Annotated in this window: 18 protein-coding genes and 2 tRNA genes; 7 read left to right on the top strand and 13 right to left on the bottom strand. The window is 67.1% G+C overall.

The annotated features are described in order from the left end of the window. Positions 1-201: 201 nt before the first annotated feature. Positions 202-1,044 carry a class I SAM-dependent methyltransferase gene (locus AB1I47_RS05770; RefSeq protein ID WP_354682813.1) on the top strand — a complete coding sequence of 281 codons (843 nt, stop codon included), beginning with the start codon at positions 202-204 and terminating at the stop codon, positions 1,042-1,044. Here the strand turns inward: AB1I47_RS05770 and AB1I47_RS05775 are convergent, their stop codons facing one another. Further along, entirely contained in the window at positions 1,045-1,653 is a 609-nt protein-coding gene (locus tag AB1I47_RS05775; protein WP_354682814.1) for a DUF1415 domain-containing protein, read from the bottom strand. An 87-nt stretch (positions 1,654-1,740) separates the two neighbouring features. Here AB1I47_RS05775 and AB1I47_RS05780 point away from each other — a divergent pair, with 87 nt between their 5' ends. Beyond that, on the top strand, positions 1,741-3,030 hold the full coding sequence (locus AB1I47_RS05780) for a TIGR03862 family flavoprotein (RefSeq protein WP_354682815.1): 1,290 nt from the start codon (positions 1,741-1,743) through the stop codon (positions 3,028-3,030). Here AB1I47_RS05780 and AB1I47_RS05785 read toward each other — a convergent pair. Both AB1I47_RS05785 and AB1I47_RS05790 read right to left on the bottom strand, forming a co-directional pair. Beyond that, a complete protein-coding gene (locus AB1I47_RS05785) occupies positions 3,027-4,655 on the bottom strand; it encodes an NAD(P)/FAD-dependent oxidoreductase (protein ID WP_354682816.1) in 1,629 nt (542 codons plus the stop codon). The two genes, AB1I47_RS05780 and AB1I47_RS05785, sit on opposite strands and share 4 nt — an antisense overlap. 67 nt (positions 4,656-4,722) lie before the next feature. Beyond that, on the bottom strand, positions 4,723-5,112 hold the full coding sequence (locus tag AB1I47_RS05790; RefSeq protein WP_354682817.1) for a hypothetical protein: 390 nt from the start codon (positions 5,110-5,112) through the stop codon (positions 4,723-4,725). A 176-nt stretch (positions 5,113-5,288) separates the two neighbouring features. On the opposite strand from AB1I47_RS05790, the gene AB1I47_RS05795 reads away from it, so the two are divergent. Next, on the top strand, positions 5,289-6,725 hold the full coding sequence (locus tag AB1I47_RS05795) for an aminotransferase-like domain-containing protein (protein WP_354682818.1): 1,437 nt from the start codon (positions 5,289-5,291) through the stop codon (positions 6,723-6,725). Between the two features lie 130 nt (positions 6,726-6,855). Here the strand turns inward: AB1I47_RS05795 and lpxO are convergent, their stop codons facing one another. The 3 genes from lpxO to AB1I47_RS05810 all read right to left on the bottom strand — a co-directional run bounded on the left by lpxO (position 6,856) and on the right by AB1I47_RS05810 (position 8,799). After that, positions 6,856-7,758, bottom strand: a complete 903-nt coding sequence (gene lpxO / locus AB1I47_RS05800; protein ID WP_354682819.1) for a lipid A hydroxylase LpxO — start codon at positions 7,756-7,758, stop codon at positions 6,856-6,858. Between the two features lie 151 nt (positions 7,759-7,909). After that, a complete protein-coding gene (locus tag AB1I47_RS05805) occupies positions 7,910-8,221 on the bottom strand; it encodes a hypothetical protein (protein ID WP_354682820.1) in 312 nt (103 codons plus the stop codon). A gap of 134 nt (positions 8,222-8,355) precedes the next feature. Continuing rightward, on the bottom strand, positions 8,356-8,799 hold the full coding sequence (locus AB1I47_RS05810; RefSeq protein ID WP_354682821.1) for a carboxymuconolactone decarboxylase family protein: 444 nt from the start codon (positions 8,797-8,799) through the stop codon (positions 8,356-8,358). Between the two features lie 164 nt (positions 8,800-8,963). On the opposite strand from AB1I47_RS05810, the gene pdxR reads away from it, so the two are divergent. From pdxR to AB1I47_RS05825, 3 genes are all read left to right on the top strand, one after another. After that, entirely contained in the window at positions 8,964-10,412 is a 1,449-nt protein-coding gene (pdxR, locus tag AB1I47_RS05815) for a MocR-like pyridoxine biosynthesis transcription factor PdxR (RefSeq protein ID WP_354682822.1), read from the top strand. Positions 10,413-10,586: 174 nt separating this feature from the next. After that, a complete protein-coding gene (locus tag AB1I47_RS05820) occupies positions 10,587-10,895 on the top strand; it encodes a hypothetical protein (protein ID WP_354682823.1) in 309 nt (102 codons plus the stop codon). Between the two features lie 137 nt (positions 10,896-11,032). Beyond that, positions 11,033-11,314, top strand: coding sequence for a hypothetical protein (locus AB1I47_RS05825; RefSeq protein WP_354682824.1), 282 nt, complete (start codon positions 11,033-11,035; stop codon positions 11,312-11,314). 138 nt (positions 11,315-11,452) lie between these two features. On the opposite strand, the gene AB1I47_RS05830 is transcribed toward AB1I47_RS05825, so the two are convergent. The 3 genes from AB1I47_RS05830 to AB1I47_RS05840 form a co-directional block, all read right to left on the bottom strand. Further along, positions 11,453-11,529: transfer RNA gene (locus AB1I47_RS05830), tRNA-Met, on the bottom strand. A gap of 144 nt (positions 11,530-11,673) precedes the next feature. Further along, positions 11,674-11,937, bottom strand: coding sequence for a hypothetical protein (locus AB1I47_RS05835; RefSeq protein WP_354682825.1), 264 nt, complete (start codon positions 11,935-11,937; stop codon positions 11,674-11,676). A gap of 209 nt (positions 11,938-12,146) precedes the next feature. Continuing rightward, positions 12,147-12,223 (bottom strand) — tRNA-Arg (locus AB1I47_RS05840). Positions 12,224-12,390: 167 nt separating this feature from the next. Here AB1I47_RS05840 and greB point away from each other — a divergent pair. Next, positions 12,391-12,960, top strand: a complete 570-nt coding sequence (gene greB, locus AB1I47_RS05845) for a transcription elongation factor GreB (protein ID WP_354682826.1) — start codon at positions 12,391-12,393, stop codon at positions 12,958-12,960. A gap of 80 nt (positions 12,961-13,040) precedes the next feature. Here greB and AB1I47_RS05850 read toward each other — a convergent pair whose 3' ends face one another. The 4 genes from AB1I47_RS05850 to AB1I47_RS05865 all read right to left on the bottom strand — a co-directional run bounded on the left by AB1I47_RS05850 (position 13,041) and on the right by AB1I47_RS05865 (position 17,618). Then, a complete protein-coding gene (locus AB1I47_RS05850; RefSeq protein ID WP_354682924.1) occupies positions 13,041-15,455 on the bottom strand; it encodes a RelA/SpoT family protein in 2,415 nt (804 codons plus the stop codon). 223 nt (positions 15,456-15,678) lie between these two features. Continuing rightward, positions 15,679-15,882: a DNA-directed RNA polymerase subunit omega gene (gene rpoZ, locus AB1I47_RS05855; protein ID WP_006578656.1), complete on the bottom strand. Its 204-nt coding sequence runs from the start codon at positions 15,880-15,882 to the stop codon at positions 15,679-15,681. 106 nt (positions 15,883-15,988) lie between these two features. After that, positions 15,989-16,651: a guanylate kinase gene (gene gmk, locus AB1I47_RS05860; protein ID WP_354682827.1), complete on the bottom strand. Its 663-nt coding sequence runs from the start codon at positions 16,649-16,651 to the stop codon at positions 15,989-15,991. Between the two features lie 31 nt (positions 16,652-16,682). Beyond that, positions 16,683-17,618, bottom strand: a complete 936-nt coding sequence (locus AB1I47_RS05865; protein ID WP_354682828.1) for a YicC/YloC family endoribonuclease — start codon at positions 17,616-17,618, stop codon at positions 16,683-16,685. Positions 17,619-17,662: the final 44 nt, after the last annotated feature.

Below are 17,662 nucleotides of genomic sequence, written 5' to 3' on the forward strand. Positions count from 1 at the left end.
CCCGGCTCGAGAGGCCCGTGCACGGCGCTTCACTGGTGATCGATCCATCACCAACGGCAGGTTGCACCAGGAACTTGAGCGCGCAACTTTACCCTTCAGAAGCAGGGCTGAAGCCACATGCATTGGCTGGGGCAGCCGGAAGTTTTCGGTAAACTGTCGGCATGTCCGGGGCGCGCCGCGCCCCGCAGTTGCGCAGTCCCCATGTCAAACACCCACGAAATCCGCCCCGGCCAGTCCATCGAGCTGCTCAAGGAACTCCATATCCTGACGCGCGACGGCAAGATGAACCAGGACAGCCGGCGCAAGCTCAAGCAGGTCTACCACCTGTTCCAGTTCATCGAACCGCTGCTGCAGGAGGTCAAGGCCGAGCGCGGCCGCGTCACGCTGGTCGACCATGGCGCCGGCAAGTCGTACCTCGGCTTTATCCTGTACGACCTGTTCTTCAAGGCGCTGCACGACGACTCCCATATCTACGGCATCGAGACCCGCGAAGAGCTGGTGAAGACGTCGCAGGCACTGGCCGGACGGCTCGGTTTCCCGGGGATGTCGTTCCTGAACCTGTCAGTGGCCGATTCGATCACCTCGCCGCAGCTGCCGCCGACGGTCGACGTGGTCACCGCGCTGCACGCCTGCAATACCGCGACCGACGATGCGATCCGCTTCGCGCTGGCGAAGCAGGCCCGGCATATCGTGCTGGTGCCGTGCTGCCAGGCCGAAGTGGCCAGCGTGCTGCGCAAGCACAAGGGCAAGCTGCTGGCCGGCAATCCGCTGACCGAGATCTGGCGCCATCCGCTGCATACGCGCGAGTTCGGCAGCCAGGTGACCAACGTGCTGCGGTGCCTGCAGCTCGAGGCGCACGGCTACCAGGTCAGCGTGACCGAGCTGGTGGGCTGGGAGCACTCGATGAAGAACGAGCTGATCATCGCGCAGTACAAGGACCTGCCGCGCCGGCGCCCGGCCGAGCGGCTGGAGGACGTGCTGGCACAGCTGGGGCTGGAGGAGATGCGCGAGCGCTTCTTCACCACGCCGCTGGCCGCGGCGTAATCAGTCCTTCGCGTCTTTCGCGTCCTGCGCCGGCTCGTCGTCCTCGCCGGCCATCCAGCGCCGCCAGCCTTCATGGCCGAGCCGGCGCATGGTGGCCTGGTTTCGTTCGTAGATATCCGCCGCATCGGGGAATGCCGCCACCGCGCGCGCAATGCTGTCTTCGCGCAGCAGGTGCAGGATCGGATACGGCGCGCGGTTGGTGTAGTTCTCGATATCGTCCGGCCCGGTATCCGCGAACTGGTAGTGCGGATGGAAGCTGGCGATCTGCAGCGTGCCTTCCAGCCCGAGCCTCGCGAGCAGGCGCTCGGCGAAATACAGCAGGTCGTTGAAGTCGAGGAAGTCCGCCACCGCATCGGGCAGGATCAGCAGCGTGGTGTCGAGCTGCGCGGGATCCGATTCCTCCAGCAGGCGCAGTTCGCGCTCCAGGTCGTCCATCACATCGGGCGCTTCGGTGGCCGTGCTGACTACGTAGCGGACCTGCTCTTTCACATACACGCTCTTGGCGAACGGGCACAGGTTCAGCCCGATCACGGCGCGCTCCAGCCAGTGGCGGGTGGCGGCGATGACGGCGTCTGCGGAGGCGGTGGCGGAGGAGCTGGCGGAAGACATGATGGCAAGACGCGGGAAACCGTCATTCTAGCGCTGCCGCAGGCTCTATAATCCGCGGCGAAACACCTCCTCACTCCACGCACCCCTATGCCCTCTGCCCTCAATCCTTCCCTGCAGCGCACCAGTACCGACGTTGCCATCATCGGCGGCGGCCCGGCCGGGCTGATGGCGGCAGAAGTGTTGGCAACCCAGGGCGCCAGCGTGGTCCTGTATGACGCGATGCCTTCGGTCGGGCGCAAGTTCCTGATGGCCGGCAAGGGAGGCATGAACCTGACGCATGCGGAGCCGGAAGCCGCCTTCCTCGGCCGCTACGGCGCGCGTGCGGCACAGATCGCGCCGATGCTGGCGGGCTTCGGTCCGCAGGCGCTGCGCGATTGGGTGCATGGGCTTGGCATCGAGACCTTTGTCGGCAGTTCGGGCCGAGTCTTCCCGACCGACATGAAGGCCGCGCCGATGCTGCGCGCGTGGCTGCACCGGCTGCGCGAATCCGGCGTGCAGTTCCATATGCGCCATCGCTGGCTGGGTTGGGAGGATGGGGCACAGGGTGGCGCACAGCACCGCGCCCCGCATGGGCTGCGCTTCGCCACGCCGTCCGGCGAGGTCTGCGTGCAGGCGCGCGCCGTGGTGCTGGCGCTGGGCGGCGCGAGCTGGGCGCGACTGGGTTCGGATGGCACCTGGGTGCCGCGCCTGGCCGAACGCGGCGTCGACATTGCGCCGTTGCGGCCGGCCAACTGCGGTTTCGATGTCGCGTGGAGCGAGGGCTTTGCCGAACGCTTCGCGGGCACGCCGGTCAAGCCGGCCGCGATCGCGTTGACGGATCGCGACGGACAACCGCACGCGCGGCAGGGAGAGTTCGTGATCAGCACCACCGGTATCGAAGGCAGCCTGGTCTATGCGCTGTCGGCACCGATACGCGACCGCATCGAAGCCGATGGCAGCGCGGTGATCCACCTGGACCTGCTGCCTTCGCACAGCGCCGAACAGGTCAGCGCCGAGGTCAGTCACCCACGCGGCGCGCGTTCGTTGTCGAGCCACCTGCAGAGCCGGCTCGGCATCACGGGCGTCAAGGCCGGCCTGCTGCGCGAATGCCTGTCGAAGGACGCGATGTATGACCCCGGCACGCTGGCGGTGTCACTGAAGGCGCTGCCGCTGCGGCTGCTGCGCGCGCGCCCCATCGATGAAGTGATCAGCAGCGCCGGCGGCGTGCGCTTCGAAGCGATGGATGAAGGGCTGATGCTGCGCGCATTGCCCGGCGTGTTCTGCGCGGGCGAGATGCTGGACTGGGAAGCGCCCACCGGCGGCTACCTGCTGACCGCCTGCTTTGCCAGCGGACGCACCGCGGCGCAGGGCGCCGCGGCTTACCTGAAGCAGGCTTAGGCGGCGGCCTTGCTGCCGACCAGGCTCAAAGCCACCGCTTCGGCAACTTCAATGCCGTCGATCGCCGCGGAGTAGATACCGCCGGCATAGCCCGCGCCCTCGCCCGCCGGGTACAGGCCCTTGACGTTGATGCTCTGGTAATCGTCGTTGTTGCGGCGGATGCGCAGCGGCGACGAGGTGCGCGTCTCCACGCCAGTCAGCACCGCATCGTGCAGCGCAAAGCCGGGCAGCTTCTTGTCGATCTCGGGAATGCCTTCGCGGATCGCCTCGATCACGTAGTCCGGCAGCGAGGTGCTCAGGTCGGTCGGCGTCACGCCCGGCTTGTACGAGGGCTCGACCGAGCCCAGCGACGTCGACGCGCGGCCGGCAATGAAATCGCCCACCAGCTGACCCGGTGCGTTGTAGTTGCGGCCGCCCAGCTCGAACGCGCGCTCTTCCCACTTGCGCTGGAATTCGATGCCGGCCAGCGGACCGCCGGGATAGTCTTCCGGCGTGATGCCGACCACGATGCCCGCATTGGCATTGCGCTCGGCGCGCTTGTATTGGCTCATGCCGTTGGTGACCACGCGGCCGGACTCGGACGCCGCCGCCACCACCGTGCCGCCGGGGCACATGCAGAAGCTGTAGACCGAGCGCCCGTTGCTGCAGTGGTGCACCACCTTGTAGTCGGCAGCGCCCAGCAGCTTGTTGCCGGCGAACTTGCCGAAGCGGCTGCGGTTGATCAGCCCCTGCGGATGCTCGATGCGAAAGCCCAGCGAGAACGGCTTGGCCTCCATGAACACGCCGCGCTGGTGCAGCATCTCGAAGGTATCGCGCGCGCTGTGGCCGACCGCCATGATGACGTGGTCGGCTTCCAGGTATGCGCCGTTGGACAGCTTCAGGCCGCGCACCCGGCCATTGTCGATGTCGATATCGTCGACGCGCGTCTCGAAGCGGATCTCGCCGCCCAGTTCGATGATCTCGGCGCGCATCTTCTCGACCATGCTGACCAGGCGGAAGGTGCCGATATGCGGACGCGCCTTGTACAGGATGTCTTCCGGCGCGCCGGCACGCACGAACTCGTTGAGCACCTTGCGGCCATAGTGCTTCGGGTCCTTGATCTGGCTGTACAGCTTGCCGTCAGAGAACGTGCCCGCGCCGCCTTCGCCGAACTGCACGTTCGACTCGGGGTTGAGCACGCTCTTGCGCCACAGGCCGAAGGTGTCCTTGGTGCGCTCGCGCACTTCCTTGCCGCGCTCCAGGATGATCGGGCGGAAGCCCGACTGCGCCAGGATCAGCCCCGCCAGCAGGCCGCACGGGCCCATGCCGATCACCACCGGGCGCGGGTGCGCGCTGCCCGGCTGCGCGCGCGCGACGAAGTGGTACTCCATGTCGGGCGTCACGCTCCAGTTCGGCTTGCCGGCCATGCGCCGGATCGCCGCGGCCTCGTCGCTGACTTCGAGATCGATGATGTAGGTCAGCTTGATATCCGAGCGCTTGCGCGCATCGTGGGCACGGCGGAACACGGTATAGCCGATCAGGCCGTCTCCCTTGACGCCGATCTGCGCTGCGCTGGCACGCACGGCGGCGTCCAGGTCGCTTTCGGTATGGTCGAGCGGGAGTTTGACTTCACTTAGACGTAGCATGGGGAACCCGGGAACTGCGGCCGGGGGGTTGGGCACACAAACGTGCCAGGCCGGCCGGAGCGCAATTTTATAGGTTTTCCGGAGCCGGGTCGGGAATCGCGGGGGAGATGGGCTTGTGGGGCTTGTGCACCGGCCCGCCGTGGCGCGGACGCAACGCCAGCGCGGTTTTCAGGCGCGCCAGCAGCCCGGCCGGTTGCGCGATCGCGAGCCTGCCCGGCCGTTGCGCGGCGACTTCCAGCCAGCCGCGTGCGGACACCACCAGCGTGTCGCCGGCGCGCAGCCGCCGCCGCGGCAGATGGCAGGTCTCGGCCAGCCATTGCGGCGGCCCGGCCACTACCATTTCGCCCCCGTCGGCATGCAGTACAGTGCCGGCCGCCACCCGCAGGCGCAGGCTCTGGCCGGCCGCCAGCCGCACGCATGACGATGCGGCGGATGTGTATTGGGGTTCGCTTTGCATCACAGGACTCCGGTTACAGGCACAGGACTCCAGCCTATCGACCGGCACTTCGCGGCGGCAGGCACACCCTGCAAGCGCGCAGACCGGAACAGCAATGCAAATTCCGCCCTGTTACGATACAGCCGCCCCACGTCTGTATCTGTACCGATGTGGCCTACCGCGCCACGATGCCACCCATGGAATCCGCCCCGCTCTACCGCCAGGTTGCCGGCCACTACCGCCGCGCCATCGAATCCGGCACGCTTGCCACCGGCGACCGCATGCCCTCCGTGCGCGCGCTGATGGCGCTGCACGACGTCAGCCTCTCCACCGCACTGCAGGCCTGCAGGCAGCTCGAGAGCGACGGCCTGCTCGAGGCGCGGCCGCGCTCGGGCTATTTCGTCTCGGCGCCGCTGCGCGCGCCGCTGGCTGCGCTGACCGAGCCCGCTGCGGCATTGCCCGATCCGGCGCAGTACGTCGGCATCCACCAGCGCATTTCCGGCTTGCTGGCGCGCGGCCAGCACCAGCCCGTGCATACCAACCTGGGCGGCGCCTATTGCGCGCCGTCGCTGTATCCGACCGAGGCGCTGCGCACCGCGGCGGCGCGCGCGCTGCGCCGGCATCCGATGCTGTTCGGCGAGGCGGTCGAGCCCGAGGGCTACCAGCCGCTGCGCGCCGCGCTGGCGCGCCAGGCGCTGCGGGCACGCGTACAACTGACGCCGGAAGAGATCGTCATCACCAACGGCTGCACCGAGGCGCTCAACCTGGCGCTGCGCGCGGTGGCCGGCCCGGGCGATGTGATCGCGGTGGAATCACCGACCTACTATGGCCTGCTGCAGATCCTGGAAAGCCTGGGCATGCGCGCGCTCGAGATCCCGTGCAGCCCGCAGACCGGCATCTCGCTCGAGGCGCTGGAGCTGGCCGCGCAGCACTACGACAATATCCGCGCGGTGGCGGTGGTGCCCAACCTGCAGAACCCGCTCGGCTGCATCATGCCGGACGCGAACAAGGCGCGGCTCGCGCAGTGGTGCGAGGCGCGCGGCATTGCGCTGATCGAGGACGACTGTTTCTCTGCCACCGCCGATGGCGAGGCCCCGCCGGCCGCGGCCAAGGCATGGGACACCAGCGGCAACGTGATCCACTGCGCGTCGCTGCACAAGGTGCTGGCGCCGGGCATGCGGCTGGGCTGGATCGCCGCGGGCAAATGGCAGGCGCGCGTGGAGATGCTGAAGTTCGGGCTGTCGCGGCCCAACGAGATGCTGTCGCAGATGGCGGCGGCGGACTTCCTTGCGTCGGGCGCGCATGACCGCCACCTGCGCCGGCTGCGCACGCGGCTGAGCGCGCAGCGCGAATGGTTTGCGCAGGCGGTCGCCGCCAGCTTTCCGGCGGGCACGCGGCTGGGGGCGCCGCGCGGCGGCATGCACCTGTGGGTGGAGATGCCTGCGCGGGTCTCGTCAGAGGCGGTGTTCGACCAGGCGCTGGCCGCCGGCATCCGTGTAATGCCGGGCGTGATGTTCTCCAACGCCGGGCGCTTCGACCATTGCCTGCGCATCAACTGCGGCACGCCGCGCTCGGCGCAGATCGAGCGCGCGCTGGCCACGCTCGCTGCGGTGGTGCAGCGGCTGGCTGGCTAGCGCTGGCCTTTGAAGGGATTGAAGTCGCGGTGGCTTTCAACCGCTGATTGCGTGCTCCCTCTCCTGCTTGCGGGAGAGGGGAGCAAACCTGCAGCGGGCCAATGCTGTCAGCAGCTTCAGCCCGCCCCGATTACAGATAAACAATCAACACCACGCCCAGCACGATCAGCCCGAACTTCGTCACGTAATAAGCCTGCCGGTTCCACGCCTTGAACCGCCGGCGATATTGCCCGCCCAGCCACACAAAGCGGAACAGCCGGTTGATCATCCCCGTCTGGTCGTGCTCGTCATTGGGCGAGCTGGCGGCGGTCATCACCTTGCGGCCCATCCAGTGGTTGACCTTCGCGGCCCAGCCATAGCGCATCGGGCGCTCGATATCGCAGAACAGGATCAGCCGGTTGGCATCGCTGCGGTTCTCGGCCCAGTGCAGGTAGGTCTCGTCGAACACCACGCCCTGGCCGTCGCGCCAGCTATGGCGCTCGCCGTCGACCTCGATAAAGCAGCGGTCGTCGTTGGGCGTGGACAGCCCGAGGTGATAGCGCAGCGAGCCGGCGAACGGGTCGCGGTGCGGGTTGAGCTTGCCGCCCGGCGGCAGCTCGGCGAACATCGCCGCCTTCACGGTCGGCAGCTCGCGCAGCAGCGCCACGGTCTTGGGGCACAGCACTTCGGCCGACGGGTGCTGGGCCTCGTACCACTTCAGGTAGAAACGCTTCCAGCCGTATTTGAAGAAGGAGTTGAAGCCGGCGTCGTCGTTCTTGTCGGCGGCCTTGATCTTTTGCATCGCGGCCAGCGCCAGCCCTTCGTCGCGGATTTCAGGCCAGGCGGCGCGCAGCTTTTCCAGGTCGGGGAAGTTCTCGACCGGGATATACGGGGTGCGCGGCACGCCCGAGAACGCGTACATAAAGCAGTTGATCGGCGCCACCAGCGCCGAATGGTCGAGGAACTGGCGCCAGATGCGCAGCCTTACCTTGCCGCGGAAGTGCACATACAGGATGGCACCGAGGTAGCCCGCGACGATTATCCACTTGATCACCGAAATCCTCCTGGTCAGCCGCCTCCGCCGCGTCGGGCGCGCGGGCAGGCTGGGTGAAAACCGGTATTTTAGCGAAACGGCAAAGGCACCGCTGCCTGAGCCGGCGGCGGCACATGGCCCGGCCATGGCCGGGCGGCTCAGGAAGGCAGGTTCAGGACTCGCCGCGCGACTGGCGCGCGATGCGCTCGATCAGCGCCCTGGCATCGTCCGGCAGCCCCTGCAGCGTCAGCAGGCGCGCATTGAGCACCAGGTTTTCCAGCACCAGCTTGGCGGTCGAGGCCCACATCGTCGCCAGCAGCGCTTCGGTCGGCATGCCGGACGCCTCCATCTCGGCGGAGCGATCGGCAATCAGCTTGCACGCCAGCCGGCGCAGCGCGGCGTCGTCGAACGGCAGGTCGGCGTAGTCGATCGGGTCTTCCTTCTCCACTTCCACCATCAGTTGCAGCAGGGTGTCCTCGGTCATGGGCAAGACTCCTGGCAGGCAAAGCAGGCCGGGCTGCACGCGCAGGCGGCGGCAGCCCCTGCAACCGAAGCTAATGCACCGCGCCGCGGCTTGTCAATCGACCGGCCGCGGCGTGGCAGGAGCGACTGCCTGGATCAGAGCGCCGGCGGCTGGCGGCGGAAGCCCACGCCGAAACGGTTCCACGCGTTGATGGCCGAGATCAGCAGCGTCAGGTCGGCCATCTCCTTTTCCGAGAACTGCTCGCGCAGCGCGTTGTAGTCGGCGTCCGGCGCCTGGCTTTGCGGCAGCAGCGTCAGCGCCTCGGTCCACGCCAGCGCGGCACGCTCGCGCGGGGTGAACCAGCTCACTTCGCGCCAGGCCGGCAGCAGGTTCACGCGGCGCTCGCTTTCGCCATGCTTGCGGGCGTCGGTGATATGCATGTCCAGGCAGAACGCGCAGCCGTTGATCTGCGAGGCGCGGATCTTGACCAGTTCCTTCAGGCTGTTTTCCAGCGAGCAGCGCGCCAGGTAGACCTCCAGCCCGATCATTGCCTTGTAGGCGTCCGGGGCCACGTCCTGCCAGTTCATCCGTTCTTCCATGATGGTTTCTCCAGTTCGTCAGTGGATTGTTGCGGCGGGCGCCTGCGTTGCCGGGTGGCGCCCGTTGGGATCAAAGATAGCCGTGCCGATTGGCACCGTACACCACCAATTTCCGGCAAAATCAGTAGACCAATCGGCTGGCCAATTCCGGCTCCCCCTCCCCCATGGAACTTCACCTCGCCCTGGACCCGTCCAGCGACCTGACCGCGCAGATCGTCCACCAGATCCGCGATGCGATCCAGGCCGGCCGCCTCGGAGCCGGCGCGCGCATGCCGCCCACGCGGCTGCTCGGCACGCAGCTGGGCGTGGCGCGCAAGACCGTGACCACGGCCTATGAGCGGCTGGTGGCCGAGGGCTGGCTGCACGCGCGCGTCGGCGACGGCACCTACGTCGCCAAGGGGCTGGCGCGGCCGCCGGTGCGCATGGGCGCGGCGCCGGTGCTGCCGCCGGCGGTGCAGCGCTGGATGGCGGTGGAAACGCCCTTCCTCGGCCCGGCCGGCGGCGCACGCTACGCTTTCCAGCCGGGCCAGGCCGATACCGCGCGCTTTCCGCACGAGGCCTGGTCGCGCTGCGTGCGCGCGGCGCTTGCCGCCGAGCGCCAGCGCCCGCCTGGCCCGCCGGACCCGGCCGGCGAGATGGCGCTGCGCCAGGCCATCGCGCGCCACATCGCGTTCACGCGCGGCGTGCAGAGCGTGCCGGCCGATATCCTGGTGACCGGCGGCGCGCAGCAGGGCCTGGACCTGGTGGCGCGGCTGGTGCTGGGCCCGGGTGCCGTGGTGGCGATGGAGGATCCCGGCTACCCGATGGCGCGCGGACTGTTCCAGGGGATGGGCGCACGCGTGGTGCCGGTGCCGGTCGACGGCGAAGGGCTGGTGGTCGACGCGCTACCCGACGACGCCACGCTGGTCTACGCCACGCCGTCGCACCAGATGCCGCTGGGTGTGGCGATGAGCCTGGCGCGGCGCCAGGCGCTGCTTGACTGGGCCGCGCGCCGCCATGCGGTGATCCTCGAGGACGACTACGACAGCGAGTTCCGCTACGGCGGGCAGGCGCTAAACGCGCTGCAGACGCTGGACCGGCACGCGCGCGTGGTCTACCTCGGCACTTTTTCCAAGACGCTGGTGGCCAACCTGCGCGGCGGCTATGTGGTGGTGCCGCCCTGGCTGATGCCGGCGGCACGCAAGGTCAAGCACCTGATGGACTGGTACACGCCGACGCTGCTGCAGCAGGCGCTGGCGCGCTTCCTGTCCGAGGGACACCTGCTGCGCCATATCCGGCGTTCGCACGCGCGCCATGTGCAGCGGCGCGCGCGGCTGCTGGCGCGGCTGCAGGGCGACCTGTCGCCGTGGCTGGAACCGCTGCCCGCGATGGCGGGCTTCCACCTCGCGGCGCGGCTGCGCGTGCCGGTGGCGACCGAAACCCTGGTATCGATGGCACGGCTCTCCGGCCTGGAGCTGGCCACGCTGGATCCCTGCCATGCAAGCCCGCCAGCTACCTGCGCGGGGCTGTTGCTGGGATTCGGCGCGATCGACCTGCTCGATATCGATCCCGCACTGGACCGGCTGGCGATGGTACTCTCCGCACTGGCACCGTTGCCGTCGCGCGCTGCGTGATGCGCCCGGCACCGGAACGCCGCCAGGTGACGCATGCCGCGCTCGCGACCTGCCCCGGCGCATGGCGCCGCCGTCATGCTGGTGTCCGCAAATATGCCGTGAACAAATCGGACGAGCGCCAGTCTTATTCGCTCATTCGCATTTCCACACACACACACCACCAGAGTCGCGTTCATGACCAAGCGTTTGTTGTCCGCCATGCGTCAGTACGCATGGTTTGCAGGGGTGAAGCACCATGTCGTGCAGGGCGTCGAAGCCCTGGCCGAGCTGCTCAAGTCCCCTTCCGCCGCGGCGCGTGCCGTCGCGGCCATCGTTGCCGAAACCGAGCACGGCGTCCAGGTCTGGGTCTCGTACTTCGGCAAGCCGCTGGACCCGCACACCAACTACGTGCTGTGGCCGAACCGCGCGCTGCGTCCGGCGCGGCGGCGCATCCAGCCCTCCCCGATCGAACAGTTGCAGATGCGACGGCGGCGCGACGAATAGTCACGCCGGCACGGTTGCCGCAATGACCGCAGCGCCCCGCCGGTGATCCGGCGCCGGGCGCTGGCTGCGCTTATGCGCGGATCATGCGGTGCCACTACAATGGTTTCTGTGTTCCCGTCCCCCGACAAGGAGAAGACATGCCCGAACCGCTACACGACGAAGCGCTGGTCAATCTCTACCTGGAACGTATTTCGGCCCTCTCGGTCAGCGCCTTCGACGGTGCCGATGTCAGCGGCGAGCTCGATGCGGTGATGCGCGAAGCGGTAACCAAATGCCAGGCCGCGGGCGGCCCGCAGGCGCAGGGGACGTTGACGGTGCTGGCGACGCGGCTGCGCGAACGTGCCGAGGCCGCCGAGCGCGAGGACCAGCCGCTGGTGCGCGACACGTTCCAACGCGCGGCAGAACTGGTACGCGCATAGCGCGAACGCACGAATGCTGCAGCGATTGGCGCATCGCGGATTCACATCGAAGCAGTGAGTGAGATTCAGGCCGGACGGCCTTGAGGACAACGCCTTGAAGGACTGCGGCGAATGCCGCGCAATACTGATGTAAGGCGTTGGTTGCGGGGGCAGGATTTGAACCTGCGACCTTCGGGTTATGAGCCCGACGAGCTGCCAGACTGCTCCACCCCGCGTCTGAAGGAAACGGATTATGGGTGATTCACGCGCACATGGCAAGCATTATCTGCGCATGCGTGTGAAATAGTTCTTCGCCTTGCCATGGCAATGGATCACGACATGATATAAAACGTCGCGCCCTTCGCCATCGCGGCGCGGGTTCACTGCACCGGCGGCCCGAGCAAGCGATCGACCAGTGCATAGCCCGCGCCGAATGCAGCGACTTCCGCCGCATGGCGTGTAGCGAACTGCTGCGGGCCGCTGGCAAGCAGCTCGGTATCGCCCGCATCGGCCGGGTCCGCGCCTTCCTGCGACACCCGCACTTCATAACCCCATCGGCCGATACTGCTCTCGCCTTGCGGCGACACCAGGACGTAGACATCCATGCCGCGATACTGCTCGACGCGCCAGTCTGCGTGTTCCATGCGCTTTTGCTCCAGCGTAGTAAGTTGTGGTTGTGCTTCGAGCCTAGGAGGCCATACGCGCGATCGCAAGGCATGGCGCGGCAATCGCTGTTGGCGCGCAGCAGGGAACCGAAGGCGAATGCGGAAGACGAACGGAAAGCGGGAGAGCAAATGGAAGCGAGAAACAAAAAGGGCTTCCGTTTCCGGAAGCCCTTTTCTTTCTGCATAGGTGGCGCGGCTGGCAGGATTCGAACCCACGACCCCTTGGTTCGTAGCCAAGTACTCTATCCAACTGAGCTACAGCCGCACGCGAGAAAAAGATTATAACCGAGTTTTTCTTTTTGGGAAGCCCCTTCCCAACTTTTTCTGAATTTTTTTGCGATTGCCCTGCGCAGGGGCCTGAGCCGAGACCTGCCGGCAGGGCCTGCGCGCGGCGTTTTCCTATAATGTCAGACCGAAGAAGTGATCCCGACCATGAACAAGGCATTTGTCAAAGAGTCGTCTGGCGACGAGGACGACGATCTCCCCGAAGGCGCAACGCCGCTGCCTCCTGGCACCAAGAACTACATCACCGCCGAAGGCTACAACCGCCTGCGCAATGAACTGATGCAGCTGATCGACATCGACCGGCCCGACGTGGTGCAGATCGTGTCGTGGGCGGCGTCCAATGGCGACCGCTCGGAGAATGGCGACTACCTGTACGGCAAGAAGCGCCTGCGCGAGATCGATCGCCGCATCCGCTTCCTGACGCGCCGGCTCGACAAGGCCGAAGTGGTCGACCCGTCCCTGCAGGGCGACAACGACCAGATCTTCTTTGGCGCCACCGTCACCTACGCCAACCAGGCCGGCGAAGAGACCACCATCACCATCGTCGGCATGGACGAGGTCGACCTCGAGCATAACCACGTGAGCTGGATCTCGCCGATCGCCAAGGCGCTGATCAAGGCGCGCGAAGGCGACACGGTCGCGTTGCGCACGCCGGCCGGGGTCGAGCAGATCGAGATCCTGGAAGTTCGCTATCCGTCGCCGCGCGGCGGCGAATAGTCACCGAAGCACCGCAGGCGGCGGCGAGTGATCACGCGCCGCCGGGCAGCGTTGATCAAGCACGCGCCGCCGGGCAGCGCTCAGCCGTCGTTGCGGTCGCGGAAGATGCGGATGACGTCGGGGTTGCGGCGCAGCCCGCGCATCACGTTGGCCAGGTGCAGGCGGTTCTGCACCTGGATGATGAACTGCATATAGGTGGCTTCCTGGTGGCTGCCGTCCTGCTGCTCCATCGCCACGTGCGCGACGTTGGCGTCGGCGGCAGTCAGGTCGGCCGCGACGCGCGCGACGATGCCCTTGACGTTGCGCACCATCACCTTGATCGACACATCGAAGGCGCGCGTGGTCTTCTTGGCCCACATCACGTCGATCCAGTGCTCCGGATCCTTGCTGTGCAGGCGCTTGGCGATCTTGCAGTCCTGCACATGGATCTGCAGCCCTTCGCCCTTGCCCAGGTAGCCGACGATGGAGTCGCCCGGGATCGGGCGGCAGCACGCCGAGAAGATCATCGACATGCCTTCGTCGCCGGTGATCGGCACCGCGGGCGCCTCTTCTCCGGCAAAGGTCTGCACCGCCGCCAGCAGCGCGCTGTCGACGTCGCCGGACAGTTCCTGCAGCAGGATCTCCATGCGCTTGGCCACCACCGCCGGCACGCGCCGGCCCAGCGCCAGGTCGGCAAAGATGTCCTCGCGCTGCTTGTTGCCGGTCCACTGGATCATGCGGTCCCACACCGACTGCGGCACCGCCTTCAGCTCGATCCCGAGCTGGCGCGCCGACTGTTCCAGCAGGCGCTCGCCAAGCTGGATCGCCTCGTCGAGCTTGGTGGTCTTCAGGTAATGACGGATCGCCGCGCGCGCCTTGCCGGTGCGCACGAACGACAGCCACGCCGGGTTGGGCTTGGAGTACGGCGCCGTCACCACCTCGACGATATCGCCGCTCTTGAGCTCGGTCCGCAGCGGCAGCATCTCGTTGTTGATCTTGACCGCGACGCACTGGTTGCCCAGGTCGCTGTGCACCGCGTAGGCGAAGTCCAGCGCGGTGGCGCCGCGCGGCAGCGCGCGGATATGGCCCTTGGGCGTGAATACGTAGACCGCGTCGGGGAACAGGTCGATCTTGACGTGCTCCAGGAACTCCTGCGAATCGCCGGTCTGGCTCTGGATATCAAGCAGCGACTGCAGCCACTGGTGCGCCTGCTGCTGGATGTCGTTGGCGTGATCCGCCTGGTGCTTGTACATCCAGTGCGCGGCCACGCCGGCCTCGGCGATCTGGTGCATGTCGCGCGTGCGGATCTGGAATTCCACCGGCGTGCCGAACGGACCTACCAGCGTGGTGTGCAGCGACTGGTAGCCGTTGATCTTCGGAATCGCGATGTAGTCCTTGAACTTGCCCGGCATGGGCTTGTACAGCCCATGCAGCGCGCCCATCGCCATATAGCAATGCATCTGCGTTTCCACCACCACGCGGAAACCGTACACGTCCAGCACCTGCGAGAACGACAGCTGCTTGTCGTGCATCTTGCGGTAGATGCTGTAGAGCGTCTTCTCGCGGCCGGACAGCTCGGCCACGATGCCGGCGTCGGCCAGCCCCTTCTGCGCGGCCTCGAGGATGCGCCTGACCACCTCGCGCCGGTTGCCACGCGCGGCCTTGACGGCTTTCTCGAGCGTGGCGTAGCGGAACGGCGAGCCGACCTTGAACGACAGTTCCTGCAGTTCGCGGTAGATCGTGTTCAGACCGAGACGATGCGCGATCGGCGCATAGATCTCCATGGTCTCCACCGCGATGCGGCGGCGCTTCTCCGGCGGCACGAAGTCGAGCGTGCGCATGTTGTGCGTACGGTCGGCCAGCTTCACCAGGATCACGCGCACGTCGCGCGCCATCGCCAGCAGCATCTTGCGGAAGCTCTCCGCCTGTGCCTGCTCGCGGCTCTGGAATTCGAGCTTGTCCAGCTTGGTCAGGCCATCGACCAGTTCGGCGACCTTGGGACCGAATTTCTCGGCCAGTTCGCTCTTGGTAATGCCCTGGTCTTCCATCACGTCGTGCAGCAGCGCCGCCATGATGGACTGCACGTCCAGCTTCCAGTCGGCGCACAGCTCGGCCACCGCCACCGGATGGGTGATGTAGGGCTCGCCGCTCTGGCGGTACTGGCCCAGGTGGGCCTCGTCGGAAAACTGGAAGGCTTCGCGCACCCGTGCCAGGTCGGGCACCTTCAGGTACGCGAGCTTTTCCATCAGCCGGGTGATGGAAATGACCTGCTGGCGCGGCGGTACCGCCGGCTGCGAGGTCGGGCCGAAGAAGTGCCGGTATGACTGCGCCAGCACTGCATCGATAAAGAGGCTGTCGGCTGCCGGCGGCGTCGCTTCCTGCACCGCGGCCAGTTCGTCCTGCACGGCCGTGCCCCTGGCCTTGCCCGGCGCCAGCGCGGGCGCGACGGCGCGCTCGCCGACGACATCGTCGCCGAGCGGATCGGGAAGATTGGGAGCGCCGGTGCGCGCGTTCACGGAAGACTGGCCCGGAATGGTGCGCTTACGCGCCGTGGGCGGAGCCGGCTCGCCATGCCCCTCGTCCGGCTTGCCACGCGTGCGCACGGGCACCACGGCAGTCGGCGACGGCGGGGTGGGAGGCTTGGAGGGCGGATGCGGCGAAGGCATGGCGGCGGCCCATGTAATCCGGTTGGATACGTGCTGGCACGGTGCAAGGATGAGCCATGGGCCGCCTGGTCGATCAGGTCGGGACCTTTTTCAGCATCTCGATGCCGACCTGGCCCGACGCGATCTCGCGCAGTGCCACCACGGTCGGCTTGTCCTTGGCTTCGACCTTGGGCGTGTGGCCCTGCACGAGCTGGCGCGCACGGTACGTGGCCGCCAGCGCGAGCTCGAAACGGTTCGGAATGTGTTTCAGACAATCTTCGACGGTAATACGCGCCATATCAAATCCACCTTGGGACAAAACCTTGTGTTGGGAAGCTATTTTACAGCACGCGGCGGAAAACGCCGGCGGCGCTGCGCGCGCGTGCCTTTCGTGCGGCCTCGGCTCAGTGGATGCCGAGCTCGATAAACAGCTCCGTATGCCGCGCCTTTTGCGAAGAAAACCGCAGACGGGTCGCGCTGACCACGTTGCGCAGCTGCTCCAGCGCGTCGTCGAACACCTCGTTGATGATCACGTAGTCGGACTCCGACGCGTGCGACATCTCGCTGCCCGCCGCCAGCAGCCGGCGCACGATCACATTGGGCTCGTCCTGGCCGCGCTTTTTCAGGCGCTCTTCCAGCGCGGTCAGCGACGGCGGCAGGATAAAGATCTCGACCGCGTTGGAGAAACGCTGGTGCACCTGCTGCGCGCCCTGCCAGTCGATTTCCAGCAGCACGTCGTTGCCCAGCGCCATCTGCTGCTCGATCCACACGCGCGAGGTGGCGTAGTAGTTGCCGTGCACCTCGGCCCATTCCAGGAAGTCGCCGCGGTCGCGCGCGGTGCGGAACTCGTCGACGCTGACAAAGTGGTACTCGCGCCCGTCCTGCTCGCCGGGGCGCGGGGCGCGCGTGGTGTGCGAGATCGACAGGCGGATGGCCGGGTCCTGCGCCAGCAGCGCGTTCACCAGCGTCGACTTGCCGGCTCCGGACGGCGCCACCACCATGAAGAGGTTGCCGGGGTAGACGGTGTCGATGGCGGTGTGGGGCGCAGTTTGGGACGTTGGGCTCATGATGATTCTTCGGTGATTCCTGGGACAGTCTTTATTCGAGGTTCTGGACCTGCTCGCGCATCTGCTCGATCAGCAGCTTGAGCTCCATCGAGGCATCGGCCAGTTCCTTGGCCGCGGCCTTGGAACCGAGCGTGTTGGCCTCGCGGTTGAGCTCCTGCATCATGAAGTCCAGGCGCTTGCCGACCTGGCCGCCCTTCTTCAGGATGTGGCGGGTCTCGTTCAGGTGCGCCTGCAGCCGCGACAGCTCTTCGGCGATGTCGATGCGGATGCCGTAGACGGTGGCTTCCTGGCGGATGCGCTCGGCGATCTCGTCGCGGCTCATCGACGGCATGCCCTGCGGCGCGGCCAGGTTGAAGGCTTCCTGCAGGCGTTCGGTCAGCTTTTCCTGGTGGTGCGCGATCAGTTGCGGAATGGTCGGCGTCAGGCGCTCGACGATCGCCAGCATGGCGTCGATGCGCTCCATCAGCGTGGCCTTGAGCGCATCGCCCTCGCGGCGGCGCGCTTCCAGCAGCTGATCCAGCGCCTCGCGCGCGGCGCCAAGCACGGCTTCACGCAGCGCTTCCTGCGACAGCTCGGGCTCCACCAGCACGCCCGGCCAGCGCAGGATCTCGCCCATGCGCAGCGTGCCGGCGCTGGTGAAGGTGGCGGCCACCGTGGTTTCCAGCGCGCGGATCTGCGCCAGCAGGTTGTCGTTGAGCGCCAGCGTGGCGCCGCCGCCGTCGGTGCGCTGCAGGTTGATGCGGCATTCCAGCTTGCCGCGCGACAGTTCGCCCATCAGCATCTCGCGCAGCGCCGGCTCAAAGGCGCGGCACTCTTCCGGGGCCCGGAACAACAGGTCAAGGAAACGCGAATTGACAGTGCGGAATTCCACCGAAACGGACGCAGTGCGCCCGCTGGGCTCGCCCTGCGCGTTGGTCAATGGCGCCTGGCGCGTCGCCAGGCCATAGCCTGTCATGCTGTGGATCATTGGATATTCTCGTGAATGGAGTCGGCCCGGGGCGCTGGCTGGCC

Source organism: Cupriavidus necator (assembly GCF_040578825.1).
Classification (GTDB): Bacteria; Pseudomonadota; Gammaproteobacteria; order Burkholderiales; family Burkholderiaceae; genus Cupriavidus; species Cupriavidus necator_E.